The 25,757-nt window shown below is 57.9% G+C and carries 21 protein-coding genes; 6 read left to right on the top strand and 15 right to left on the bottom strand.

The annotated features are described in order from the left end of the window. Nucleotides 1-21: 21 nt before the first annotated feature. The 4 genes from ACR0LI_RS06835 to acs all read right to left on the bottom strand — a co-directional run bounded on the left by ACR0LI_RS06835 (nt 22) and on the right by acs (nt 4,930). A complete protein-coding gene (locus tag ACR0LI_RS06835; RefSeq protein WP_171633032.1) occupies nt 22-1,806 on the bottom strand; it encodes a sodium:solute symporter family protein in 1,785 nt (594 codons plus the stop codon). Nucleotides 1,807-1,811: 5 nt separating this feature from the next. Beyond that, the gene (locus ACR0LI_RS06830; protein WP_170344753.1) at nt 1,812-2,093 is read right to left on the bottom strand and encodes a DUF4212 domain-containing protein; all 282 of its coding nucleotides are present in this window, start codon (nt 2,091-2,093) and stop codon (nt 1,812-1,814) included. 181 nt (nt 2,094-2,274) lie between these two features. After that, on the bottom strand, nt 2,275-2,958 hold the full coding sequence (locus ACR0LI_RS06825; protein ID WP_480489987.1) for an adenylate kinase: 684 nt from the start codon (nt 2,956-2,958) through the stop codon (nt 2,275-2,277). Between the two features lie 7 nt (nt 2,959-2,965). After that, nucleotides 2,966-4,930: an acetate--CoA ligase gene (acs, locus tag ACR0LI_RS06820; protein WP_171633027.1), complete on the bottom strand. Its 1,965-nt coding sequence runs from the start codon at nt 4,928-4,930 to the stop codon at nt 2,966-2,968. Between the two features lie 428 nt (nt 4,931-5,358). On the opposite strand from acs, the gene ACR0LI_RS06815 reads away from it, so the two are divergent. From ACR0LI_RS06815 to ACR0LI_RS06805, 3 genes are read left to right on the top strand one after another with little or no spacing between them, the layout of a single operon-like run. Next, a complete protein-coding gene (locus ACR0LI_RS06815; protein WP_171723430.1) occupies nt 5,359-6,375 on the top strand; it encodes a C4-dicarboxylate TRAP transporter substrate-binding protein in 1,017 nt (338 codons plus the stop codon). Nucleotides 6,376-6,432: 57 nt separating this feature from the next. Next, entirely contained in the window at nt 6,433-7,062 is a 630-nt protein-coding gene (locus ACR0LI_RS06810) for a TRAP transporter small permease (RefSeq protein WP_171723429.1), read from the top strand. Between the two features lie 3 nt (nt 7,063-7,065). After that, nucleotides 7,066-8,469: a TRAP transporter large permease gene (locus ACR0LI_RS06805; protein ID WP_171723428.1), complete on the top strand. Its 1,404-nt coding sequence runs from the start codon at nt 7,066-7,068 to the stop codon at nt 8,467-8,469. A 137-nt stretch (nt 8,470-8,606) separates the two neighbouring features. Here the strand turns inward: ACR0LI_RS06805 and ACR0LI_RS06800 are convergent, their stop codons facing one another. From ACR0LI_RS06800 to rocF, 3 genes are read right to left on the bottom strand one after another with little or no spacing between them, the layout of a single operon-like run. Next, the gene (locus ACR0LI_RS06800) at nt 8,607-9,647 is read right to left on the bottom strand and encodes an ornithine cyclodeaminase (RefSeq protein WP_480718228.1); all 1,041 of its coding nucleotides are present in this window, start codon (nt 9,645-9,647) and stop codon (nt 8,607-8,609) included. A gap of 9 nt (nt 9,648-9,656) precedes the next feature. Continuing rightward, nucleotides 9,657-10,577, bottom strand: coding sequence for a citrulline utilization hydrolase CtlX (gene ctlX, locus ACR0LI_RS06795; RefSeq protein WP_480718227.1), 921 nt, complete (start codon nt 10,575-10,577; stop codon nt 9,657-9,659). Next, complete coding sequence (gene rocF / locus ACR0LI_RS06790) at nt 10,577-11,497, bottom strand: arginase (protein ID WP_171633014.1); 921 nt, start codon at nt 11,495-11,497, stop codon at nt 10,577-10,579. Before rocF ends, ctlX begins: the two co-directional genes overlap by 1 nt. 86 nt (nt 11,498-11,583) lie before the next feature. Here rocF and ACR0LI_RS06785 point away from each other — a divergent pair, with 86 nt between their 5' ends. Further along, on the top strand, nt 11,584-12,012 hold the full coding sequence (locus ACR0LI_RS06785) for an Lrp/AsnC family transcriptional regulator (protein WP_171633011.1): 429 nt from the start codon (nt 11,584-11,586) through the stop codon (nt 12,010-12,012). Nucleotides 12,013-12,129: 117 nt separating this feature from the next. Beyond that, nucleotides 12,130-14,739, top strand: coding sequence for a bifunctional lysylphosphatidylglycerol flippase/synthetase MprF (gene mprF, locus ACR0LI_RS06780; protein ID WP_480718226.1), 2,610 nt, complete (start codon nt 12,130-12,132; stop codon nt 14,737-14,739). A gap of 3 nt (nt 14,740-14,742) precedes the next feature. Here mprF and ACR0LI_RS06775 read toward each other — a convergent pair whose 3' ends face one another. The 6 genes from ACR0LI_RS06775 to ACR0LI_RS06750 form a co-directional block, all read right to left on the bottom strand. After that, on the bottom strand, nt 14,743-16,293 hold the full coding sequence (locus tag ACR0LI_RS06775) for an efflux transporter outer membrane subunit (protein WP_245217982.1): 1,551 nt from the start codon (nt 16,291-16,293) through the stop codon (nt 14,743-14,745). An 11-nt stretch (nt 16,294-16,304) separates the two neighbouring features. Continuing rightward, nucleotides 16,305-17,450, bottom strand: a complete 1,146-nt coding sequence (locus ACR0LI_RS06770) for an HlyD family secretion protein (protein WP_171633005.1) — start codon at nt 17,448-17,450, stop codon at nt 16,305-16,307. A gap of 21 nt (nt 17,451-17,471) precedes the next feature. Continuing rightward, nucleotides 17,472-17,834, bottom strand: coding sequence for a DUF3302 domain-containing protein (locus ACR0LI_RS06765; RefSeq protein ID WP_152457735.1), 363 nt, complete (start codon nt 17,832-17,834; stop codon nt 17,472-17,474). 35 nt (nt 17,835-17,869) lie between these two features. Next, nucleotides 17,870-18,439, bottom strand: coding sequence for a disulfide bond formation protein B (locus ACR0LI_RS06760; RefSeq protein WP_152457736.1), 570 nt, complete (start codon nt 18,437-18,439; stop codon nt 17,870-17,872). Nucleotides 18,440-18,449: 10 nt separating this feature from the next. After that, entirely contained in the window at nt 18,450-18,605 is a 156-nt protein-coding gene (locus tag ACR0LI_RS06755; RefSeq protein ID WP_171116330.1) for a DUF5993 family protein, read from the bottom strand. 109 nt (nt 18,606-18,714) lie between these two features. Then, nucleotides 18,715-19,476: a DeoR/GlpR family DNA-binding transcription regulator gene (locus tag ACR0LI_RS06750; protein WP_171633000.1), complete on the bottom strand. Its 762-nt coding sequence runs from the start codon at nt 19,474-19,476 to the stop codon at nt 18,715-18,717. A 180-nt stretch (nt 19,477-19,656) separates the two neighbouring features. Here ACR0LI_RS06750 and glpD point away from each other — a divergent pair, with 180 nt between their 5' ends. Continuing rightward, nucleotides 19,657-21,240 (top strand): glycerol-3-phosphate dehydrogenase, encoded by a 1,584-nt coding sequence (gene glpD, locus ACR0LI_RS06745; protein WP_480718344.1) that lies wholly within the window; start codon nt 19,657-19,659, stop codon nt 21,238-21,240. 71 nt (nt 21,241-21,311) lie between these two features. Here glpD and ACR0LI_RS06740 read toward each other — a convergent pair whose 3' ends face one another. Together ACR0LI_RS06740 and ACR0LI_RS06735 are read right to left on the bottom strand one after the other, a co-directional pair. Then, complete coding sequence (locus tag ACR0LI_RS06740) at nt 21,312-24,449, bottom strand: efflux RND transporter permease subunit (RefSeq protein ID WP_480718225.1); 3,138 nt, start codon at nt 24,447-24,449, stop codon at nt 21,312-21,314. Nucleotides 24,450-24,452: 3 nt separating this feature from the next. Continuing rightward, entirely contained in the window at nt 24,453-25,553 is a 1,101-nt protein-coding gene (locus tag ACR0LI_RS06735) for an efflux RND transporter periplasmic adaptor subunit (RefSeq protein ID WP_171639648.1), read from the bottom strand. Nucleotides 25,554-25,757: the final 204 nt, after the last annotated feature.

Here is a 25,757-nt window from a genome sequence, read left to right as displayed (position 1 = left end):
GTGCCGACAACCGCATCATACTCAGTGATCCTGAGCTGCGCCCGCACCACGGGGAATGCGTACGCTTTCGACCAGATCCTTGATCTCCTGCGGAGTCTCCTTGGTCATACCGGCAACGATGTAGGCCGTTGCAAAGTTGACCATGGCACCGATCGCACCGAACGAGGTCGACTTGATCGGACCCAGCAGCGGATCTGCATCGGTGAACGAGTTGGTGCCCGGAATGAACAGCCAGCCCTTGTGCAGGAAGATGTAGACCAGAGTGACGACCAGACCAGCCAGCATGCCTGCGACCGCGCCGGTGTTGTTGATGCGGGTCGAGAAGATCCCCATCATCAGCGCCGGGAAGATCGAAGCAGCCGCCAGACCGAACGCAAGCGCCACGGTTTGTGCCGCAAAGCCCGGTGGGTTCAGACCCAGATAGGTCGCAACCACAATCGCCACGGCCATTGCGATACGCGCTGACAGAAGCTCGCCCTTTTCCGAGATTTGCGGGTTGATGGCACCCTTGATCAGGTCGTGGGACACAGCCGACGAGATTGCAAGCAGCAGGCCCGCAGCGGTGGACAGAGCAGCCGCAAGACCGCCGGCTGCGACCAGACCGATCACCCAACCCGGCAGGTTGGCAATCTCGGGGTTGGCCAGAACCAGGATGTCACGGTTGAACTTGGTCAGCTCGTTTCCAACCCAGCCTTTTTCTTCGGCAAGTGCCTGCATGTCGGCATTCTTGTCGTTGTAGTACTGGATCTTGCCGTCGCCGTTCTTGTCTTCCCAATCCAGCAGACCGGTTTTTTGCCACGTGGCCATCCAGTCATAGCGTGCGTCATTGTCGATTTGTTCAACAGTCACAGCACCGCCTTCGATGCCGCCATTGGGCCACATCATGTCACTGATGTTCAGACGCGCCATGGCACCAACCGCAGGCGCGGTCAGATACAGCAGAGCGATGAAGACCAGCGCCCAGCCAGCCGACCAACGTGCGTCAGCCACTTTGGGAACGGTGAAGAAGCGCATGATGACGTGCGGCAGACCCGCAGTACCGATCATCAGCGACAGGGTGAACAGTACCATGTTCAGCGTGTTCGAGTGGTGGGCCGTGTATTCATTGAAGCCCAGCTCGGTCACGATGGCGTCCAGCTTGGTCAGCAGGGGTTCACCGCTGGCGGTGTCACCAAACAGACCCAGCGCCGGAACCGGCGTACCGGTCAGCTGCAGCGAGATGAAGATAGCCGGGATGGTGTAGGCAGTGATCAGCACGCAGTACTGAGCGACCTGAGTATAGGTCACGCCTTTCATCCCACCAAACACCGCATAGGCAAATACAACCGCTGCACCGATCAACAGGCCCGAGGTGTTGGACACTTCGAGGAAGCGGCCAAAGGCCACGCCGACGCCGGTCATCTGACCGATTACGTAGGTCACCGAGGCCACGATCAGGCAGATCACGGCAACGATACGCGCAGTCTGGCTGTAGAAGCGGTCGCCGATGAATTCCGACACGGTGTATTTACCAAACTTGCGCAGGTAAGGCGCAAGCAGCAGTGCCAACAGCACATAGCCGCCAGTCCAACCCATCAGGAACGAGCTGTTGTCGTAGCCGGTGAAGGCAATCAGACCCGCCATCGAGATGAACGAAGCCGCAGACATCCAGTCCGCCGCCGTTGCCATGCCGTTGGTGACCGGATGGATGCCGCGACCAGCGGCGTAGAATTCAGATGTGGACCCAGCCCGGGCCCAGATCGCGATGCCAATGTATAGCGCAAAGGACGCGCCAACAAACAGCAGGTTGATGGTAAACTGATCCATGGGGTTTACTCCTCAACACCGTATTCGGCGTCTAGCTTGTTCATGCGCCAGGCGTAGTTGAAGATCAGCACCAAAAAGACCAGGATCGATCCCTGTTGTGCGAACCAAAAGCCCAGATCGGTTCCGCCGACGGCGATCCCCGACAACATCGGACGCAGCAGAATGCCGAATCCAAACGACACCAGCGCCCAAATCGCGAGGCTGATGTAGATGAGGCGCAGGTTGGCCTGCCAATAGCCCTTGTCGGACTCGGCAGTCTGCGCGGAGTTTGTTGAATGATCCGCCATCGCGGGTTCCTCCTTCGCTTCCTCGTTGGACGGCCCGATGCCCACATCCTCCAGTGCGTCGGGCCGCTTCTCACTTGTGCCGGACGCCATGTGACGTCAGGCAAAACTCCTCCAGTCCGCCAAAGCGGTCTTTTGAAGTATTCTGTTTGGGATCAGAGCCTTGCGGCCCTAAATCCACCCCCTAATTCATGACTTCGCCAACGATTCCTTCAAGGTCATTGGCAATGTCTTCGATCCTGCCCATGGCGTTTGTGCGCTGCAGCACGCCCTGACTGTCATAGTAGGCGATCAGTGGTGCCGTCTGCGCGTGGTACGCCGCAAGGCGCGAGGCCACCGTTTCGGCATTGTCATCCGCGCGGCGCTTGAATTCGGTATGGCCACACTTGTCGCATTTGCCTTCTTCGGCAGGTTTCTTGAACTGGTCGTGGTACCCTTCACCACAGCCGGCGCAGGTGTAGCGGCCCGAAATACGGGTCACCATTTCCGCGTCTTCCACTTCAAGGCTTATCGCGGCGTTGATCTTCTGGTTGTTCGATGCCAGCAGACTGTCCAGCGCTTCGGCCTGAACCGTCGTGCGCGGGAAACCGTCCAGAATGACGCCCTTGGCGCAATCCGGCTGTGCCATGCGGTCGCGCAGGATGGCGATGACGATCTCGTCGCTGACCAGATCGCCGGCTTCCATAACGGCTTTTGCCGCTTTGCCGGCTTCGGTTCCGGCCGCGACGGCTTCGCGCAGTAGGTCACCGGTGCTGAGTTGTACAAGTCCGAATTTCTCTTCCAACATCCGGGCTTGCGTGCCCTTCCCGGCACCCGGAGGGCCGAGAAGGATGAGAACGGCGGGCGTGGTGATCGTGGCAGCGTCCATCACACCCTCACTTATTCGCACGGTTTTCGATCAGGTCTTCGACCACCGACGGATCGGCCAGTGTCGAAGTATCGCCCAACGATCCGAAATCGTTCTCGGCGATCTTGCGCAGGATACGGCGCATGATCTTGCCCGAGCGCGTTTTCGGCAGGCCAGGTGCCCACTGTATCACATCCGGAGATGCAATCGGGCCGATTTCGGTGCGGACCCATGTGCGCAGCTCTTTCATCAACTCGTCCGACGGCTCGCGATCATTCATCAACGTGACGTAGCAATAGATGCCTTGCCCTTTGATTTCATGAGGGTATCCAACCACGGCAGCCTCGGCCACAGCAGCATGCGCAACCAGCGCGCTTTCCACCTCGGCCGTGCCCATGCGGTGACCGGACACGTTGATCACGTCGTCTACACGACCGGTGATCCAATAGTCGCCATCTTCGTCGCGACGGCAGCCGTCACCCGTGAAGTAATAGCCTTTGTAATCCGAGAAATAGGTTTTCTCGAACCGCTCATGATCGCCCCAGACGGTGCGCATCTGGCCGGGCCAGCTGTCTTTGATACACAGAACGCCCTCGACACCGTTGCCTTCGATTTCAACACCGGATTGCGGGTCCAGAACCACCGGTTCGATGCCAAAAAACGGCTTCATCGCCGATCCGGGCTTCATCGCATGTGCACCGGGCAGCGGCGTCATCAGGTGGCCGCCGGTTTCTGTCTGCCACCAGGTGTCGACGATGGGGCATTTGCCTTTGCCGACAACGTCGTTGTACCAGGTCCAGGCCTCGGGGTTGATCGGTTCACCCACGGTGCCCAGAATGCGCAGATCGCTGAGGTCGCATTTTTCGACAAACTCATTGCCCTGACCCATCAGCGCGCGGATCGCGGTCGGTGCGGTGTAGAACTGGTTGACCTTGTGCTTTTCGCAGACCTGCCAGAAGCGCGAGGCGTCGGGATAAGTGGGCACGCCTTCGAACATCAGCGTGGTTGCGCCATTGGCCAGCGGGCCATAGACGATATAGCTGTGCCCGGTGACCCAGCCCACGTCAGCGGTGCACCAGTACACGTCACCTTCGTGATAATCGAATGTGATCTCGTGCGTCATCGAGGCGTAAACAAGATACCCCCCTGTGGTGTGCACAACGCCCTTGGGCTGACCGGTCGAACCCGACGTGTAAAGAATGAACAGAGGATCTTCGGCGTTCATTTCGGCAGGGGCGCAGTAGTCGTCCGCCTCAAGCGCCATTTCGTTGTAGTCAAAGTCGCGACCGTCGATCCAGGTGGTCTGACCGCCGGTGCGCTTGACCACAAGGCATTTTACCGTGTCTTTGCAGTGCAGCAGGGCGGCGTCTGCGTTGGATTTCAGCGGCGTTTTGCGGCCGCCACGCGGGGCCTCATCTGCCGTAATCACGACCTTGGCGTCGCACCCATTGATCCGCGCTGCCAGAGCGTCGGGCGAGAAGCCCGCGAAAACGATCGAATGAATTGCGCCGATCCGCGCACAGGCCAGCATGGCGTAAGCAGCTTCGGGGATCATCGGCAGATAGATGACCACGCGATCGCCCTTGCGCACGCCCAGGGATTCCAGAATGTTGGCCATCCGGCAGGTGCGGCGGTGCAATTCTGCGTAAGAGATATGCTGGGCCGGGTCATTCGGATCATCCGGCTCCCAGATGATCGCGGTCTGGTCGCCGCGGGTTTTCAGATGACGATCCAGGCAGTTGGCCGACACATTCAACGTGCCATCGGCATACCAGTTGATCTTGACCGAGCCAAACTCGTAACTGACGTCCTTGACCTGGGTGAAGGGCTTGATCCAGTCGATGCGCTTGCCTTGCTCGCCCCAGAACGCGTCGGGGTCGCTGATTGAGGCTGCGTACATGTCAGCATACTTTGCCGCATCGACATGCGCACGAGCGACGGTTTCTGCGGATGGCGGATAAGTCTTGGCATCTGCCTGGGCAGCGGTGGTCATCTTTGAGGCTCCTCCCTCTGGACTGGATTACTTGTGGATTTTTTGCCTGTCATTCAGGCAATGTCGATCCTGTTCCTCCCCAAGTTTGAATATTACCGCGTTCTGAAAATAAATAAATAAATTGGTGTAATCCTTGGATTTCTTTGTAAAGAAATTTTAACAATACGGCCATATTAGTAAAAAAATTGGCAAAAGAATCGCTAAAATAAAACAAAAACAGTTACTTAAAGGTAACGAGAATTGAGGGCGCTGTGTGTCAATTGTGGTTGCAACGACAGGTGACCTCAAGGCTTCTGTCGTTTTGAGTCATTTCTGGGGCTTATTCTGCAAAATACGCAAATCCCGGTTAGGGTTGGCACAACCGATTGTTGGCGCTAGCTTGATCGGCAAGCGCCTCGGTAGGGGGCGCACCTATGGGAGACAAAACTATGAAAAAGATGTTGAGCGGTGCCGCAGTCGCCGCCCTTGGCGTTGCTTTTGTGACCGAAGCCGCGGCGACAGAATGGAACGCATCCGTCTGGGGCAAGCGCCGCGCCTTTACGGAACATGTTGAAAAACTGGCCGAACTGGTCAGCGAGAAAACCGGTGGCGAATTCACCATCAATGTCAGCTATGGCGGGTTGTCCAAACCTAAGGAAAACCTGGACGGGATCGAAATCGGCGCCTTTGAGATGGCGCAGTTCTGTGCCGGCTATCACCGCGACAAGAACCGGGCGATTACCGTTTTGGAACTGCCATTTCTGGGTGTGAACAACCTGCAGGAAGAAGTTGCGGTAAGCCATGCAGTATACGACCATCCAGCGGTCAAGGAAGAGATGGCGCAATGGAACGCCCGCATCATCATGACCTCGCCAATGCCGCAGTATAACCTTGTCGGCACGGGCGAGCCGCGGGATGAACTTGCTGAATTTGACGGAATGCGGGTCCGGGCGACCGGTGGCCTTGGTCAGGCCTTCGAGGCGGTCGGAGGGGTGCCGACATCGGTTCCGGCGACCGAAGCCTTCAATGCGATGGAATCGGGCGTCGTCGACACCGTGGCCTTTGCCCAGCACGCGCACCTGTCATTCGGAACGATCAACGAAGCGGACTGGTGGACCGCGAACCTGAATCCAGGAACGGTGAACTGCCCGGTTGTCGTCAACATCGATGCCTACGAGGCCCTGCCAGCCGAACATCGTGAGGCTCTGGACAGCTCGATTGACGAGGCGATCGATCACTACCTTGCGAATTACGGCGGCTTGCTCGAACAATGGGACAGTGTCTTGGAAGAAAAGGGTGTCCAGAAGGTCATGATCGACGACGCGGTAATCGAAGAGTTCCGCACGAAGGCCGCTGATCCGATCCGTGAAAAATGGATTGCGGACATGACCGCACAGGGCCTGCCGGCGCAGGACCTTTACGATCTTGTCCAGACGACGCTGAAGCAACAGCGCGGCGGCAACTGATCCACAAGGCCGGGTGCTTTCAAGGCGCCCGGCAACAAACAACAAGGAAACACCGGAATGGCAGGACAAGCCACGGTTCTGGTAGACGGCAGCCGTCTGAGCCAGTTGGATCAGCGTTTGCTCGTGCTCGAACGGTTTCTGGCACTGATCAGCGGATTGGCGGTTTTTTCACTGATGGTATTGGCCGTTGTATCGGTCAGTGGTCGAAATGCACTGAATGCTCCTTTGCCGGGCTATGTGGACTGGATCGAACAGGCGATGCCTCTCATCGCTTTTCTGGGCATTTCATATGTTCAGCGTGATGGGGGGCATATCCGGATGGATATAGTCATATCCCGCTTGCACGGTCGGGCTTTGTGGCTGTTCGAATTGCTCTCGGTGGTTCTGATCCTGATCCTGATGCTGGCTCTGGTTTGGGGCAGTTGGTCTCATTTCGACCGGTCCTTTGATTTTGGCGCCCCAATGTGGAGCCGGGACAGTTCGATCGACATCGGCATACCCTTGTGGCCGGCCAAGCTGCTGGCACCCGTTGCATTTTCCGTTCTCTGCCTGCGCCTTGCGCTGCAAGTCTGGGGGTATGGTCGGGCGTTCTGGCTGGGGCTGGACACTCCGGCGGCCGTTCCGTTGATACAGGATGCAGCGGCGCAGGCGGCGGCCGAGGCCGAACAGTTCGAAGGGCAGGACTGATACATGGACACGATTGAGATTGGCCTTTGGGTCACTGGCGGCCTTCTGGTCCTTGTCGTGGCGGGCATGCGGGTTGCCTTCGCAGCGGGTTTGGCAGGGCTTGTCGGACTGGTTTGGATTTTCTGGGCCAAGTTCGGTTACGATCCGGAACGGTTTGGCAAGGCGCTGACAGTGGCAGTCAAGACCGCGGGGCAGGTGCCACATTCCAAGGTCGCGTCCCACACTCTCAGCCTGATTCCGACCTTTATCCTGATCGGGTATCTGGCTTATTACGCGGGGCTTACCCGTGCTTTGTTCGAGGCCGCAAAACGTTGGGTCGCATGGGTGCCCGGAGGGTTGGCGGTTTCGACCGTTTTCGCCACAGCCGGCTTCGCTGCGGTGTCCGGTGCTTCGGTTGCGACTTCGGCCGTCTTCGCCCGTATCGCGATTCCGGAAATGCTGAAGGTGGGCTATAACAAACGCTTTGCAGCAGGTGTGGTTGCCGCGGGCGGGACGCTGGCCTCCCTGATCCCGCCTTCGGCCATTTTGGTGATCTACGCGATCATCGTCGAGCAGGATGTCGGGAAGCTGCTGTTGGCGGGGTTCATTCCGGGTGCGTTTTCCGCAATTGTATACGGCCTCCTGATCGTCGGGATTGCAGTGATATTCAAATCCGTTGGTCCGCCTGTCACGGGGTTTTCCTGGAAACAGCGCTTTGCCGCTCTTCCCGGTGCTATTCCGATTGTCGCCGTCATCCTGATCATCATTTGCTTTGTCTACAATCCGTTTGGAGAAAAAGCATGGGGCACTCCGACGGAAGGCGGTGCCATTGGCGCCTTCATCGTATTCTGTTTCGCCTTGTTCCACGGAATGCGCTGGGCCGAGCTCAAATCCGCGCTTTTGGAAACCGCCAAACTGACGGCGATGATCTTTTCGATCATCTGGGGCGTTCTGATCTATGTGCGCTTTCTTGGGTTCGCCGACCTGCCGGGTGCCTTCTCGGATTGGATCACGGGGCTCGAGATGTCGCCCATGATGATCCTGATCTGCATTCTGCTGGCATATGCGGTGTTGGGCATGTTCATGGACGCGATCGGGATGCTGCTTTTGACTTTGCCCGTCGTCTATCCGGCGGTAATGGCCTTGAATGGTGGTGAAACCGTCAGTGCCGCCGACAGCGCGTTTGGAATGTCCGGCCCGATGTGCGCGATCTGGTTTGGCATTCTGGTGGTCAAAATGGCCGAGTTTTGCCTGATTACACCGCCCATCGGGCTGAACTGCTTTGTCGTTGCCGGTGTGCGCCCGGACCTAAGTGTTCAAGATGTGTTCAAAGGCGTCACGCCCTTTTTCATCGCGGACGCCCTGACCATCGCAATGCTTGTGGCATTCCCGGGTATTGTCCTCTACCTGCCATCGCTTGCGGGATAGCTCGGAAGCGAGGCTCTGCCTCGCGCTCCGGGATATTTGTGGCCAGATGAAGTTCGGATCCCCTGCTTCATCTGGCTGAAAATATCCCGGGGGAGGCGCGCGCAGCGCGGCGGGGGCAGAGCCCCCAAGATCGCGTGTTATCCAGCTCGCATCAACATTCCGAACAGATCGCGCGGATCGTCCGGGTCGGCCAACATGTCCAGAGGTTCAAAGAAGTTTGTGCCTTCAATCGCCTGTTTCACATAGCGCAGGGCCGAGAAATCCTCGATGGCAAAGCCGACACTGTCGAATAAAGTGATCTGCCGCTCATCGATGCGCCCCTTGGCGGCGCCGGTGATGACCTGCCACATCTCGGTCACAGGGTGATCCGCGTCCAGCGCCTGAATTTCGCCTTCGATCCGGGTTTGTTCAGGGTACTCGACGAAGATGTCCGAACGTAACAGGATGTCGCGATGCAGCTCGGTCTTGCCGGGGCAATCGCCTCCGATGGCGTTGATGTGCACGCCGGGCCCGACCATGTTGTCGGTCAGGATCGTTGCGTATTTCTTGTCTGCCGTGCAGGTGGTTATGATCTGGGCACCTTCAATGGCGTCTTCCGGCGTCTTGCAAGGGATGACTGTCAGGCCCTTGCCCTGCAAGTTCGCAGCGCATTTCGACGTGGCATTCGGGTCGATGTCATAAAGCCGAACGGTGTCGATTCCGCACATTGCCTTGAAGGCAAGGCATTGGAATTCGGACTGTGCGCCATTGCCGATCATGGCCATTGTCCTGGCATTTTTCGGGGCCAGATAGCGCCCGACCAATGCCGAAGTTGCAGCCGTGCGCAGCGCGGTCAGCATTGTCATTTCGGTCAACAGCGTCGGATATCCTGTATAGACATCTGCCAACAGACCGAATGCAGTTACTGTCTGCAGCCCCTCGGAGGTGTTCTTGGGATGGCCGTTTACGTATTTGAACCCGTACGCCTCACCATCCGAAGTTGGCATCAACTCAATTACGCCATGAGGAGAATGCGCCGGAATGCGAGGTGTCTTGTCGAAGCTTTCCCATCGTTTGAAATCGGCTTCGATCTGAGCGGCAATCTGCGTGATCATCTGTTCGACGCCAATGTGGTGTACCAGCCGCATCATGTTGTCGACGGAAACGAATGGTACCAGGGCCTTGTCTGAAGGTTGCATGGTGCTCTCCTATCGGCGGGCAAGGTGAACGCCTGCAATCATGCAGCGCACGGACCCACCGGCGGTTTCAATTGTAGGAACGGACAGCGGCAACGGTGTTGCACTGTCCTGGATTGCTGCGATTTGGTCTGGTGTGAGGGCGGCAAGTGCCCTGCTGGACAGGGCAAGAACCAACCCATCCCGTCCGGTCAGTTCAATGGCGTTACCTGCGAACTCGGCAATTTGGTCGTGCGTCAGGTCAATAACCGTTCGACCGGATTCTTCCAGCCGATTGCGAACGGTCATGCGGCGGGCCGGGTCCGAAATCATGTCGAGGCAAATCAGGGCGAAATGCGTTCCGATACCCATCAAAACGTTGGTGTGATAAACGTCTCGGCCCTTGGCATCGCGGGCTTCGAAGGCGATTGGTTCATAGTTGAAATGTGTGCAGAACCGTTCCAACAGGACCGGATCGGCGCGATTGGACGTCACCGTGTAAGCGATACGGGCCACATGATCCAACACCATCGCGCCGGTCCCTTCCAGGGCCAGGTTGTCTTGTTCCAGCCCGGAATAGTCGATGACATCCTGCACACGGTATTCCTGTTTGAGCAGTTCGATTACATCGGTCCGGCGTTCGCGTCTGCGCGATGGCACGAACATCGGGTAGATCGCCACATGGCCGCCGGGATGCGTCGAGAACCAGTTGTTTGGAAAAACGCTGTCAGGTGTGTTGAGGTCCCCGAAATCGTCAAACACATGAACAGTGACACCGGCGTCGCGCAATTGCTGTACCGTCCGATCATGTTCATCCCTGGCCGCTTCCGACGTGGCCTGGGCGGATGCGGTGCTCAGCGTTTGAAAGGCATTGTCATCGCGTGTTTCTGGGTTGGACGCAAAAGCGTGCGGCCGGATCATGATAGCGGCAGATGGCGCTTGCAGAGACAGCATCAAAAACTCCGGGTGGGACGGTCGAAGATACGGCGACCCATCAACGAGGCGGCCAGATCGACCATCAGTTTTGCGGTTCGGCCCCTCTCATCCAGAAACGGGTTCAGTTCGACCAGGTCCAGCGAGCAGACAAGCCCGCTTTCATGCAGCAGTTCCATTACCAGGTGGGCTTCGCGCTCGGTTGCACCGCCGGGCACGGTCGTGCCGACTGCGGGCGCCACTGCCGGGTCGAGGAAATCGACATCCAAAGATACATGTAGCAGAGCGTTTTCTGCCTTCACGCGATCAAGAAAGGCCAAAAGGGGGGCTTTGATTCCATTTTCATCGATGCTGCGCATATCCGCCAGCATGGCACGGTCTTGCTCCAGCGCTGCCCGTTCAGCCGGGTCGACAGAGCGCAATCCGATCATGCCGACGCGATCCGTTGGGATGACGGCCGGCAAAGGGGGGAAATCCTCAAATCCGGGTCTGCCGGTGAAATACGCCACCGGCGTTCCGTGCAGGTTGCCGCTGCCGGTACTGTCCGGAGTGTGAAAGTCGCTGTGGGCGTCAAGCCATAGCACAAAAAGAGGGCGGTCGATCCGAGCAGCATGGGCGGCCATCCCGGCCACCGTACCCATGGACAGGGCGTGATCACCCCCCATGAAAATCGGAATGCCCTGACCCGCCGCGTCTTGCGCAGCTTTGCTGAGAGCGTGCGTCCACCCCACGCATTCGGGCAGGGCGAATAGGTGCGGGTGTCGGGGAATGTCGACGTTTTCGGCCTGCACGTCGCCCCAATCTTGGACGGTGTGACCAAGATCAGACAGCGCCTCATCCAACCCTGCCACGCGATACGCATCAGGTCCCATCCGGCATCCCTGACGACGTTTCCCGGCGTCCATTGGGGCGCCGACCAGTATGATATCCTTGATTTCCATGTGTTCATTTAGGCCGTCGGACTGTCTTGCGTGAAGTCGGCAAAATGCTCAAAATGGTCTCGGAAGTTCCTTTATGAGAAGATGTTATGGACGAATTGGACAATCGGCTGCTCAATGCGTTGCAACGGGATGCACGGGCAAGCCTGTCAGAGCTGTCGGAAACACTGGGCGTGACACGCACCACGGTCCGCAGCAGGTTGCAGCGGCTGAAACAGTCCGGTGAAATCGTCGGCTTCACCGTCCTGACGCGTCGCGACCTGGCGCAAAGCCCGGTGCGCGGGTTGATGATGCTCGAGATTGAGGGGCGCGGGACGGAACGCGTCATGGCCCGGATCGGTGCCATGCGTCAGGTGACGGCAGTTCATTCGACAAATGGCAGTTGGGATCTGATCGCCGAGATCAGCGCGGAAACCCTGGCCGAACTGGATGAGGTTCTGTTTCAGATCCGAAGGATCGACGGCGTGACGCGTTCGGAAACGAACCTTTTGCTGTCAACACGCAAGGGGCGGCTCTAGCGCTTTGAGATAAAACCAAAATGTGCCAGAGTCCGTTGGCAGATGATGTCTGAATCGTCGACGGGCGGGTGAGCCGCGCGTGGTATCTGCGATCAGAAACTGGCGGGGACGTGCAGCATGACCAATGCGGAAAGTGACGGTGAACCTCTGGCCGTACACTGGGCCGAAAAGCTTACGGCCATGTTGGAAAAACCGTGGCTGCGGATTGCAATACCGGTTCTCGTGACCGGGATCGCGCTGACGGTTCTGCATGATTTGTCGGCGCATGTGAAATGGTCAGATGTCCAGACCGATATCGCAACGACGTCGTGGAAACTGATGTTTTTCGCATTGTGCTGGACCGCGTTCAGTTTCCTGTCGCTGTCGCTCTATGATGTGTTTGCCGTGCAAAGCGTGGCGGGCGGCAAAGTGCCATTGCCTGTTGCCGGAATGGCAGGGGCCAGCGGCTATGCCGTGTCGAACTGTCTGGGTTTTTCCTACATTACCGGAACGGCGATCCGGTATCGGATATATGCGTCGCTGGGCTTGGATCTGGGGCGGGTGGCCGGGGTTATCGCAACGTCCTGGGTCGCGTTCTGGATGGGGCTTGTTCTGGTTCTGGGTGTGTTGCTGACCGTGCATCCGGATGGGATCTCGAAAGTGATGCCTGTCAGCGAAACGGTGGAAACCGCCATCGGGCTGAGCCTTTTGGGGGCATTGGTCGCGATGTTCATATGGTTGTCCAGCGGCGGCAGGCGGTTGGCCGTCGCAGGTATCGGGTTTGACTTGCCGGGTGGCAAACTGGCCAGCCTTCTGACACTGGCCGCCATCGGAGATCTGGTTGGCGCGTCCATGGCGCTCTATGTCCTGATGCCGGACGATCTGGGCGTTGGCTATCCCTATTTCTTCACGATCTACATCGCCGCCATTGCCGTTGGAATCCTCAGCCACGCGCCGGGCGGGCTTGGGGTATTCGAAGCCACGCTGATCGCGGGGCTTGGAGCGTCGGGACGTTCGGATGTGATCGCAGCCTTGTTGCTGTATCGCGTCGTTTACACCTTCTTGCCGTTCGGTATCGCCAGCGTGTCCATTGCGATCGCGTCCGCACTGACGCAAAGGCACAGGATTGGCGGCGCCGCAACATGGGTCTATCGGGTCATTCGTCCCATTGTTCCGATGGTGGCAGCCGGGGTTGCGGCCGTGGCAGGGGTGGTCCTGCTGATATCCGGCGCATTGCCAGCGGGCACGCAGAACCTTGGCGTTCTGAGAGAGGTCTTGCCGCTGTCGTTTGTCGAGGCATCGCACCTTGCCGGCAGTGCTGTCGGCGTGCTGCTTTTGCTGGTGTCCCGCGGTTTGTTTCGAAAGCTCTACCGCGCATGGGTGGTGGCCATGCTGTTGATGGTGGCCGGGTTCTTTGCCTCGCTGGCAAAGGGGCTGGACACTCACGAAGCGCTGTCGATGCTGGGCACGATTGGCCTTCTGGCGATGTTCCGCGGGGCGTTTTACCGGGTCAGTGGCGCGTCGATCTTCAGGCTGAATATTCCTTGGTTGGTCAGTGTCGTGGCGCTGCTGGCGGTGATATTCTGGATCGGATTGTTCGCCTATTCCCATGTCGAGTACCAGAACGCCCTGTGGTGGGAATTTGCCTGGAACGGTGACGCTTCGCGCTTTTTGCGCTCCAGCCTCATCGTGGCGGTGATCGTGGGCGTCGTGGCCGTGAACTCTCTGTTCGGGCGAGATATTCCGACGCCTGTGCGCACGGAAATCCCCGAGGTCGTTGAACGGCTTGTGATGGAGTGCGAGGACACCGAATCCCAAATCTCGCTTACCGGTGACAAGCAGTTCCTCATCTCACCGGATGAGACCGCATTTATTGCCTATGCAGACACGGGCAACGCTCTGATCTCGAAGGGAGAGCCGGTTGGCGATGAAACGGCGGGGCGGCAATTGATCTGGCAACTCAGGGAATTGGCGGACCGAGAAGGAAAACTGTGTGCCTTCTACAGTGTTTCAACCAAGTACCTGCCGACATTTCTGGATCTGGGCCTGTCGATCCTGAAGATCGGCGAGGTCGCGCGGGTGCCACTCAGGGATTTCTCGCTGGACGGAAAGTCGCGCAAGCGGTTCAGACAGGCCAGAAACCGGGCCGAGAGGGAGGGCTATGTATTCGAGATCATCCCGAAAGAGAACCTGGCCCCGGTATTGCCGGAACTGCGCGCGATTTCAGACCATTGGCTGGCGCAAAAGGCGGGTGCCGAAAAGGGCTTTGCGTTGGGGGGCTTTGACGATCAGTACCTGTCATATTTCGATCATGCGGTTCTGCGTGACGGTAAGACCGGCAAGATCATGGCCTTCGCCAACCTGTTTCAGGGCGGCAACAAATCCGAGCTGTCACTGGATTTGATGCGCTATGAGCCTGACAGCCCGAGCTTTGTCATGGATGCGCTTTTTGCCGAGATGATGAACTGGGGATCGCAACAGGGGTTCCACTGGTTCTCATTGGGTGCGGCGCCGTTCTCAGGCATCGAAAACCGTCAGCTTGCATCACTTTGGAACCGCATCGGCGGCTTTGTCTATGAGCATGGCGAGCAATTCTATCATTTCGAAGGTTTGCGCGCCTTCAAACAGAAATTCGATCCGGAATGGAGCCCCAACTATCTGGCCAGCCCCGGCGGGCTGGCCGCCCCCCGCATCCTTTACGAGGTCAATATTTTGATCTCGGGTGGTCTGCGCGGGTTGACCAATTAGCGCCTAGTTCAGGCTGGCCCGGGTTGGGGTTTTTTCAAGCAGATCGCCCCAATCGGTTCGATAGGCCATTTCCGCCAGCACGGTTTCAGGCAGGAATTCCTGGTTTTGCCGGATCTGCCATCCGCCGCCCAGACCCTTGTAAACGGCAACCAGATTGCTGGACACCTGCTGCCGCGCTTCGATCAGGTTTGCCTGCGACCGCAAAAGCGCGGTCTGCGTGTTCAGAATGCGAGAATAGCTGGCGATTCCATCCCTGTACTGGCTTACGGCGATATCTGCGGCCTTGCGCGAAGCTTCGACGCTTTTCTGATAGAACCCAACCTGTTTGCGTGCTTGCGCATAGGCGACCATCGCACTTTCCACCTCGGAATACGCGGTCAGAACGGTGTTCTGATAATTGGCAATCAGCGCTTGATATGCCGCATCCTGCGCACGGACATTGTTTTTGATGCGGCCATAGTTGAGCACGTTCCAGACCACGCCGGCACTGGCCAGACCGGTGGTGCTGTTGCCGCTGAACAGATCGCGCCCGCCCGAAGCCTGTAAACCGATCGCGCCTGACAGCACGAACTGAGGATACAGGTCAGCCATTGCGATACCCACCTGCGCGGATTGAGTCGCAGCGGCCAGTTCCGCCGCGCGGACATCCGGGCGGCGGCGCAGCAATTCTGCTGGCACCCCAACGGCCACATTTGTTCGCGCTGACGGGATACGGCCGGAATTCCCCAGCAGGTTGGTCATCCGGGACGGCGTGGCCCCTAGCAGCACGGCCAGCGCATTCTTGGTCTGTTGCAGGTCGCTTTCCAACTCGGGCACCAAGGCTTTGGTATTGTTAAGCAGGGCAGTGGATTCCTGAACGTCCAGTTCGGTCGTGACCCCGTTGTTGAACCGCAGCTGGGTCAGGTCCGCCGATTCCTGCTGCAATTTGATGTTTTCCCGGGCGACCGCCAACGATTCCTGCAGCGCGCGGATATTGACGTAGAGCGCGGCCACGTCGCCGGTCAGTGTCACCAATGCGTCATCATAGTTTGCGACCTGCAAAGCCAGATTCGACCGCGCCGCCTGCACACCGCGCCGTTGTGCGCCCCAGACATCCAGCTCCCACTGGGCGTCGAACCCAACCTGAGACGTCGAGAATTCGGTATCCAGGGGGATGATCCGGTTGATATCGGCAACAGGCCCAAGGTTGTCGCTGATTTGCCGCCGCTGCAAAGACGCGCCTATGGCCTGGGATTGCGGGTACAATTCGCCGAAAGCGATCCCCAGCTGTGCCCGCGCTTGCAGCACCCGCGCGCCCGCGACCTGAAGCGTCAGGTTCTGAGCATAAGCTTCGGCAATCAGCCGGTTGAGGGTCGGGTCATTGAATGTCTCCCACCATTTGACCACAGGTGCGCTGCGCGATGTCAGGCCGCTTTGACCGACGCTGGGGCTGTTTACCTCGATCCACTGCTTGACGACCGGAGAGTTCGGGCGCACGAAATCGGGCCCCACGGGCGTGCAGGCCGCGAAAGTGGCGGCGCAAAGTGCAGTTCCCATCAACCGGCTAAGTGTCATGGCGCGCATCCTCAGATATCCAGCGGTCGAATGAAGTTGGCGAAGGAATAGAGACGGATGTTGATGCGTCTCAGGAACTCAAAGCTTTTGCCCATGCCGGTGTAGATCGCCACTGCGGCGTGGCCGCCAGCCGGGAAAGTGTGCCCTTCCGGGATATCGACGGTGATCTGCACGGCAATTCGACCGGGCAGTTTCGGCAGTTCAAAGCCGGGCAGGCGGCCTGAAGGGATCAGTTGCCCTTGGCGTGTGGCCCACCAGATCGCCTCGACCTTGCCCGTCAGGATTTCGCCCGGGTAAAGATCCAGCGCCACTTCGACCTCTTGCCCCGGTTCCACGAATTTCAGATTCTGCTGGCGAAAGGTGGCAAGAAGATATGGGCTGTCCTCGGTCACGAAACTGGCTATCGCGCCCAGTCGAACATCGCCGACGACCAGCCCGGGGCGGGCTTGCTGCGATACGATCATGCCGTTTTCAGGCGCGTAGATCGTTGTGTTTTCAAGAAAATACTCAGCCTCGGCCAATTGCGCCCTTGCCTGGAGAATACCCGTGTTAACACCGTCTATCTGGGACTCCACAGCCAGTTGCGCCTTTTCCAGATTTGCTTCGGCCTGTTTGACGGCAGCAAGGTCTTCGGTCACCTGCTCGTTCCAGCGGTCCAGTTCGTCTTGCCGCGCTCCACCGGCGGGCACAAGAGTTTCATACCGGGCTTGCTGAGTCTGCGCATAGGCCAGCTGTGCGTTTGCGCGTTCAACAGCTTCGGTCGACGCGATCACATCCTGTTCCAGAATCTTGGAATTCTGTTCAGCGGCGACCAATTGCGCCTGCGCATTGTCCACCGCCAGTGAAAACACCGTGTCATCAAAGCGGTAGAGTGGATCGCCCTTGGTGACAGGTGTGTTCGGTTCCACAAGAACTTCGGTCAGGATCGTCGGCTGTGTCAGTTTGGGAATGATCTGTATGGTCGAACGCACCACGTGGCTGTCGGCCGAGAAGGGTTGAAAGAACCGCAATGCGACCAGAAAAATCAGCAACAGGTGCGCGCCAACCCAAAAGGATACGATGCCCCAGGCGATGTTGAATTTCAGCAGTTCCAGCTTGAAGAAAATAAGCCAGACGAAAATGATGTAAAATAACGTGATGCCAAGGGCGACGAACATGTTTTGTGACTTCCTCTGGCCTTAGCTTTGCTGCGGATCGTCTGTGTCCAGTCGACCTTGATATTCAGGTCGGACATCGCCACCCAGACGTTTGATTTCATCACGAATGGCGTCTTTTTCCTCGTCAGGGCCACGGCGAATGTCGACCGTAACGCCATCATGGAACGCCCACATGAAGGCATGGACCCAGGGCACTACGGCAAGAAATCCCATCCAGCCCATTATCTTTACGGCCTCGGCATGGGGATGGTTGCGCTTGATGGCGATCCGACCCGGAAGACCCATGAGAAAAAGAAACAACGCCATCACAGCCGCCAGAAGCAGGATCAATGCCACGAAAGTCAGATAGTCATAATAGCCAAGCGGCTGTCCCAGTAGTCCCATGCTCGCTCCTCCTTTTCGGGAAGGTTACGGTATCTTCAGTTGCCGGCGTCCAATTCGTCAATCAACTTGTAGCTTGTCGGCGGGTCAGCGCAGATACCCGGCCCGCATTCCAGCAAGGTCGAACCCGCGTTCAGCACCGCCAAAGCCAGCATGACGAAAAACGCGATCTTTGCCAGAGCATTTCCTCCGAACCTTGGTTCCTGACCAGAAGGGTCGGCGTATTGGCGATCAAATAACAGCATGATCGACGTGCCCAGCAACACAAGGAAAAAGGCGATCCCGGCCCAGGTATAGTAGTGCAGACCCAAAACCGGAGAGCCGTAGTGCCCGGTGCCGGGTACGATATGCAGAAGAATCTGGCGGATCGATACAGTGCCTCCATACAAGGCCGCAATCAGCACGATGGCATAGTGTTGCGGCCGTGGACCGTAGAGCAGGTTCAAACCAAGCCCCACACCGACGGCAACGAACCCAACACGTTGCAGCAGGCAAAGCGGGCAGGGCAGTTCATAGAGGACAAGCTGATAGAAAAACGCCAACGCCAGTACAAGGCAGACGGCAAGCATACCGATCGCGTTGAGGGTGCGGGACAGTTCAGGTGTCATGGCAAGCCCCTCAGAGTTGAATTGTAAGCGGTGTGGTGGCGTGGAATTTCAACCAGTAGATACACATGGCCAATGTGACGAAAAACAAGGCGTTGCCAGCTTTGGTCAACTTGAAATAGTTCAGGCCCATCGTGGCGATAAACAACGAAAATAAAAGCGCAATCATGGCCCGGTCCTCCCCTCCCGTGCACAAATTCTTGTATGAAGGATAGTGTCAGGCCAAGTTCGATCTGGCAAGCCGCGCAACTCGCCCGGACGTTGTTATTTGCCCGCCTCTAGTCGCAGATGACGACATCAGTCTGCCACTCGCGACAATGCTCTGGCAGCTTGCCGGGCAGGGGCAGGTCGCTATACACTGTGTCAAGTTCGGCAATTGATCCTATCCGCGCCGGGGCCGAGCGTTGAAACTTTGAATGATCGGCAACCAGAAAAGTGCGGCGCGCCTTCTCGATGATGGCCTGGCTGACCTGAACCTCCTGAAAGTCGAAGTCCAAAAGATCGCCATCCGCGTCCAGCGCCGAACATCCTATGACGGCGATGTCGAATTTGAACTGCCGGATGGCTGATACGGTCAGGTTGCCGATCAGCCCCCCGTCTGTCCGACGCAAAACGCCGCCGGCCATGATGATTTCGCAGTCCGGGTTTTCGACAAGAATGTTTGCAACGTTCATGTTGTTGGTCACCACAAGCAGGTTCTTGTGGTTCAGCAACTGCCTTGCCACGGCCTCGGTCGAGGTTCCGATGTTCATGAAAATTGATGCGCCATCCGGGATATCAGCCGCGCAGGTTTGAGCGATGCGGGTCTTGGCGTCCGCGTTCAGCGCGCGGCGGTCCTCGTATCCGATATTTGAAACACCCGAGCGGAGAACAGCGCCCCCGTGAACCCGGTCCAGCTTGCCCGCATCTGCAAGCTCGGTCAGGTCGCGCCGGATCGTCTGAACGGTGACGCCAAAGCGTTCAGCCAGCCCCTCGACGGTAACGCGCCCATCGGTGCTGGCGATTTCCAGAATGTCGGATTGGCGAAAGGACAAGGACATGGGCAGTTCCGGTGTAGAGGATTGATTTTCGTTTTTGTTCTTTTTGTCGATTTTGGCAAGCCAACTTGCTGGAAATTCATACCAGTGTTGCAAAAAGAAAAAAAACGAACATAAACATTGACGAAGCGAAGGTCATTCTGGCTAATGCCCGCAACCGTGTCAGGCAGGGAATCAATGGATATGCAGTCAACGGACAACCAGATCACAGACCTTTTCATTATCGGCGGCGGGATCAATGGCTGTGGAATAGCGCGGGACGCCGCCGGGCGGGGTCTTTCGGTGACGCTGGTCGAGATGAACGATCTCGCTTCTGCCACGTCCTCTGCCTCGACCAAGTTGTTTCACGGTGGATTGCGGTATCTTGAGTATTTTGAATTTCGCCTGGTGCGTGAGGCCCTGATCGAGCGTGAAACCCTGCTGCGCGCGATGCCGCATATCAGCTGGCCCATGCGTTTTGTGTTGCCCTACCACAAGGATATGCGGTTTGATTCCGAAACGCCGACCTCGCGGTTGCTCAGCACGGTCATGCCGTGGATGCGCGGGCGGCGTCCGGCCTGGCTGATCCGGTTGGGCCTGTTCATGTATGACAATCTGGGCGGGCGCAAAATCCTGCCGGGCACGACGTCATTGAAACTGCGGTCAGCGCCCGAGGGGGCCCCGTTGCAGGACAAGTTCGAAACGGCTTATGAATATTCCGACTGCTGGATCGAAGACTCGCGATTGGTGGTCCTGAATGCGCGAGACGCCGAGTCGCGCGGCGCGCAGATCATGGTCCGAACCGAAGTGACCTCGGCCGAGCGGGTCGGCGATCTTTGGGAAGTGTCCGTTCGGGATCGGATCAGCGGTGAGACCCGTTTGGTCCGGGCCAAGATGCTGATCAATGCAGGTGGGCCCTGGGTGGGCGACATTATTCAATCCAAGATCCGCGTGAACTCTCGCGAGGGCGTGCGGCTTGTGCGGGGCAGTCATATCGTGACGCCCAGGCTTTACGATCACGACAAATGCTATTTTTTCCAGGGCGAAGATGGTCGCATCATTTTCGCCATACCATACGAGCAGGACTTTACCTTGATTGGGACAACGGATCAGGATCATCCGGACCCGTCGACCAAACCGGTCTGCACAGAGGCCGAGCAGGATTACCTGTGCGCCTTTGCATCAAAGTACTTCAAAAAAAGCATAACGCGCGACGATGTCGTGTGGACCTATTCCGGCGTGCGGCCTCTATATGATGACGGAGCAAGCAGTGCCACTGCGGCAACGCGGGATTACACGTTGAAAGTCGATGCGCAGGGCGGGGCGCCCGTTTTGAATGTATTCGGCGGCAAGATCACGACCTATCGCAGGCTTGCAGAAAGCGCGCTTGAGAAGGTCGGTGAGTATTTTCCGCACCTGCCCGGCCCCTGGACCGCAGGTGTCGCACTGCCGGGGGGTGATTTTCCGGTGGATGCTGTCGAAACCCTGAAAAGCGATCTTATGGCGGCCTATCCTTTTTTGACCGAAAGCTGGGCTGCCCGCCTGATCAGAGCTTACGGGACTGAAGCAAGGGATGTTTTGGGTGATGCAAAACAGGTATCCGATCTGGGAGAGGAGTTTGGCGCAACCCTGACAGCGAAAGAGGTCGCGTGGCTGATGAACAAGGAATATGCCCGCTCAGCCGAAGATGTGGTTTGGCGCCGCAACAAGCTGGGCTTGCGGCTGAGTGCCGAGCAGATTGCGCGGATCGATCAATGGATGTCTGAACGGTCCGAGGATAAGGGATAGCCTGAAAACGCCTGAATCCTGGTAGCGGAATTGCAAAAAAGCCCCATCAGTTCAGATGGGGCTTTCGGTGTTCAGGCGGCTTTTTCCGTAGGGTCGGGGTCGCTCTTGTTGCCCTTCAACCATTCCCGCATGCCTTGCATCAGGGCATAGAGCACGGGCACCACGATCACACCAACCAGCGTTGCGGCCAGCATCCCGCCAAATACCGCGACACCAATCGCTTTCTGGCTGGCGGCACCGGCTCCGTTGGCGGCCAGCAGGGGGACAACGCCAAGTAGGAAGGACAGCGCAGTCATCATCACAGCGCGGAAACGCTGATATGCCGCCTCTGCTGCGGCCTCTTTGATGGACAGCCCCTTGGCGCGTTGCTCCATGGCGAACTCGACGATCAGAATACCGTTCTTCGAGGCCAGCCCGACAAGCATGATCATACCGATCTGCGTATAGAGGTTGATGTCACTGCCCACGATGGCCACCGCCGCCACGGCCCCAAACAAGGCAACGACAACGGAAAGCAGGATTGAAACAGGTAGCGTCCAACTTTCATACTGACCCACCAGGAACAAGTAACCGAACAGGATGGCAAGCCCGAGGATGATGATCACCAGACTTCCCGAGGCCAGCTGCTGCTGCGCTGTCCCTGTCCATTCGAACGCATAGCCCGGGGGCAGGGCGGTCGCGGATTCTTCGGTCATCACGTTGATTGCATCGCCGCTGGACAAGCCGGGTGCAGGGACCGCCGTCACCGTGGCCGACCGGAACAGGTTGTGGCGCTTCAGCAGAACCGGACCCAGCACGTTTTCAACGTCGATCAGTGTCCCCAGCGGCACCATGTCTCCGTTTTGAGAACGGACATAGAGGTTCGCGATATCTTCGACATTGTCCCGATAGGTCCCATCGGCCTGAATCATCACGCGATAGACACGGCCGAACAGGTTGAAGTCATTGACATAGTAAGATCCCAGCTGCGCCTGCATGGTCTGAAATATCTCGGCGACCGAGACATTCAGCGTTTTGGCTTTTTCGCGGTCCAGATCAACGAACAGCTGTGGGACGTTGGCGCGGAAGGTCGTATAGGCCTGCCCAATCTCGGGCCTCTGATTGGCCGAATACACGAACGAACCCACGGCCGAGGCCAGATCCTGCGGAGTGCCACCACCGGTTTGCTGAACTTCCATCTCGACACCGGCGGACATACCAAGGCCCTGGATGGGCGGTGGGTTGAAAGCAAGGACCGAAGCTGCTGATTCACCGTTCGCGATTGCCAGCACTTTGGCCAGAATGGCGTCCGCGCTCAGATCCTCTTCCTGCCGTTCGCTCCAGTTTTCGAGGTTGACGAAAATCGCAGCGCCGTTGGTGATCGTGCCGTTCAGCATCGAAAAGCCGTTGACCAGAACCGTGCTCGCGACGCCCGGGATTTCACTTATCTGTTCGTCCAGACGAGCAGTGACCGCCTCGGTCCGTTCCAACGTTGCGGCATCAGGCAACTGAACATCAACGAACAGATACCCGTTGTCTTCAAGCGGAATAAACCCGGCCGAGGTGTTGGACATGATTGTTCCGGTTCCCATGCCAAGCCCAACCACGATGGCCAGCGCAATGGCCGGAAAAACCAACAGCTTTCGTACAATGGCCACATAGCCGTTGCGCACGGTGCCGATGAAGTTTTCGAACATCGCAAGCACCCCTTTGGGAGGGCCGGACCGAGGACGAAGAACCAAGCCGCACAGGGCAGGCGAAAGGGTCAGGGCGTTGATGGAAGAGATTACGACAGCGGTCGAGATCGTTATGGCAAATTGGGAATACAGCCGCCCCGAGATGCCGGGCATGAACGTGACCGGCACGAACACCGCCAAAAGAACCAGTGTGGTCGCGATGACCGGCCCCGTGATCTGGCCCATGGCTTTACGGGTGGCTTCAGCAGGGGGCAACCCTTCATCGGCAATGATGCGCTCCACGTTTTCGACGACGACGATGGCGTCATCCACCACGATACCGATGGCCAGCACCAAGGCGAACAGCGAGATGGTGTTCAGCGACATCCCAAACGCCAGCAGGAAGGCAAAAGTACCGATCAGGGATACCGGGATTGCCACCGCCGGAATGATCGTTGCGCGCCAACTTCCAAGGAACACGAACACAACCGAAATAACCAGAATGAAGGTCAGGATCAGGGTCGTGACCACATCGTTCAAAGACGCCTCGACAAAGTCGGTCGTGTTGAAGGGGACATCATATTCGACATCTGTCGGAAAGGCGCGGGACAGCCGCTCCAATTCCGCCTGCACGCGTTCCGAAACCGCCAAAGCGTTTGCACCGGGGGCCTGATAGATGCCGATAACCGTGGCTGGAACCGCCTGAAAATAGCCGGAAGCCGCATAATATTCCGCGCCAAGCTCTACCCGGGCGATGTCTTTGACGCGGACGATGGCACCGGCGTCACCTGTCCGGATGACAATGTCACCGAATTCCTCTGCGGAGGTCAGACGGCCTTTGGATTTAATCGTGTATTGAAACGTCTGCCCTTCGGGAACGGGTGGCGCACCGATCGAACCGGCGGATACTTCGATATTCTGTTCCCGGATCGCATTGATGACATCCCCCGGTGTGATGGACAGCGCCGCCATCTTGTCCGGGTCCATCCAGATCCGCATGGCGTATTCAAGGTTGGTCAGAACATCGGCCTTGCCGACGCCCTGCACGCGGGCCAGCGCATCGCGCAGATTGATCGAGGCATAGTTCGACAGGAACACACTGTCATAGGTCCCATTTGGTGAAGTCAGAGTGACCAGCATCAGCATGTTGGTCGAAGATTTTTGTGTCACCACGCCGGACGAAGTCACTTCGGCTGGCAGCGACGACATGGCCTGCGCCACCCGGTTTTGAACGTTGACCGATGCGATGTCGGGATCTGTGCCGACCTCAAAGGTCACATCCAGCGAATAGGACCCGTTGTCCGATGATCTGGATGTCATGTAGATCATGTCGTCCACACCGTTGACCTGCGCCTCAATCGGCGCGGCAACGGTGTTTTCAACGGTCTCGGCGTTTGCGCCGGTATAGGTGGTCGAGACGTTGACCACGGGCGGGGTGATATCGGGAAACTGCGCGACCGGCAGCACAAGGTATCCGATACCGCCCATGATGGTCAGCACCAGCGAAATGACGAGCGCCAGCTTGGGCCGGCTGATGAACAGGGCTGAGAACATCTGTTACTCTCCCGGTTGCTCAGAGGCGACGACTGCGTCAACAGCGACGCCGGGGCGAACCCGTTGCAGGCCCTCGACAATGACGCTTTCGCCTTCGCGCAGCCCGTCCAGCACGATAATCGCGGTTCCGACCGTGTCACCGGTAGTGATGTAACGCTGTTCAACCATCTGCTTGTCGTTGACCACCAGGACGAACTCACCCCGCTGATCGCGCTGCAAGGCGGCTTGAGGCACCAACACCTGCAAGGTCGGTTCCAGCGCTTCGATCTGCACATTCACAAAGGCGCCATCCAGAATCAGCCGGTCCGCGTTGTCGAACTGGGCGCGAATGGTAATTGCGCCGGTCAATGGGTCGATACGGTTGTCAACGAATACAATTCTGCCGACTTCATCCATCTTGGTGCCGTTGGGCAGGATGACGTGTACATTCGGGCTTTGCGGGCTTTCCGCCAGCGATGCCGAGTTTTCACCGTAAGTCTGCAAGACTGAGGTGAAGAGCTTTTCGTTCAACGAGAAATTCACATATATGGGCGTCTCGCTGACGATATTGACCAGAGGAGGGTTGTTTGGGCCTACCACATCTCCGACGCTGGTCGTGATCCTGCCGATACGGCCGTCGAATGGCGCATGTATCTGCGTGTAGCTCAGGTCAAGCTCGGCCTGCTGGATTGCAGCATTGGCCGCCTTCACCTCTGCCTCGGCGACCAGTTCGTTGGCGCGGGCAATGTCGCGTTCTGACTCTGGTGTCGCGTCGCGTTTGTAAAGTTCTTCTTTACGCGCCAGATCGACCTTTGCCAGTTCAAGATTTGCTTCGGCCCGGTTCAGATCGGCCTTTCGGGCCTCAAGCGTCGCCTCGTACAGGTCGGGTTCGATGGTGAACAGCAGATCGCCTTCTTTGACGGTCGCCCCATCCTCGACCTCGCGGCTGTTGAGAAATCCGTTCACCCGCGCCACGATATCGACCTTGTTGATTGCCTCGGCGCGTCCGATGAACGTGGCTTCGTCGGTGATTTCCTCGGTATAGGCCGCCGCTATCGAAACCTTTGGCGGTGCCCCTTCTTCCTGCGCGGTCGCCGGATGCGCCAAACCCAAGGACATCAGCATGAATGCGGCGGCCAAATGCCTGCTGGTCTTGTTGGGTGAAAGGAATGCTGGGGACATGGCGAAAGCCTCGATCGATGCAGAAACAAAAGATACCGACCCAGTCGCCACGGCGACGCGAGTCGGAGGAACCTTGTCTCAGGATGACTTTTTTGTGCCGATATCTCAAGCGTGATGAGTCCCGCGCTGGTCAGGGCGGAGGTCAAA

This window comes from Ruegeria sp. CL7 (assembly GCF_056536445.1).
Note: the sequence above shows the minus strand (reverse complement) of the source record. Positions and strands in the feature narration are given on the sequence as shown.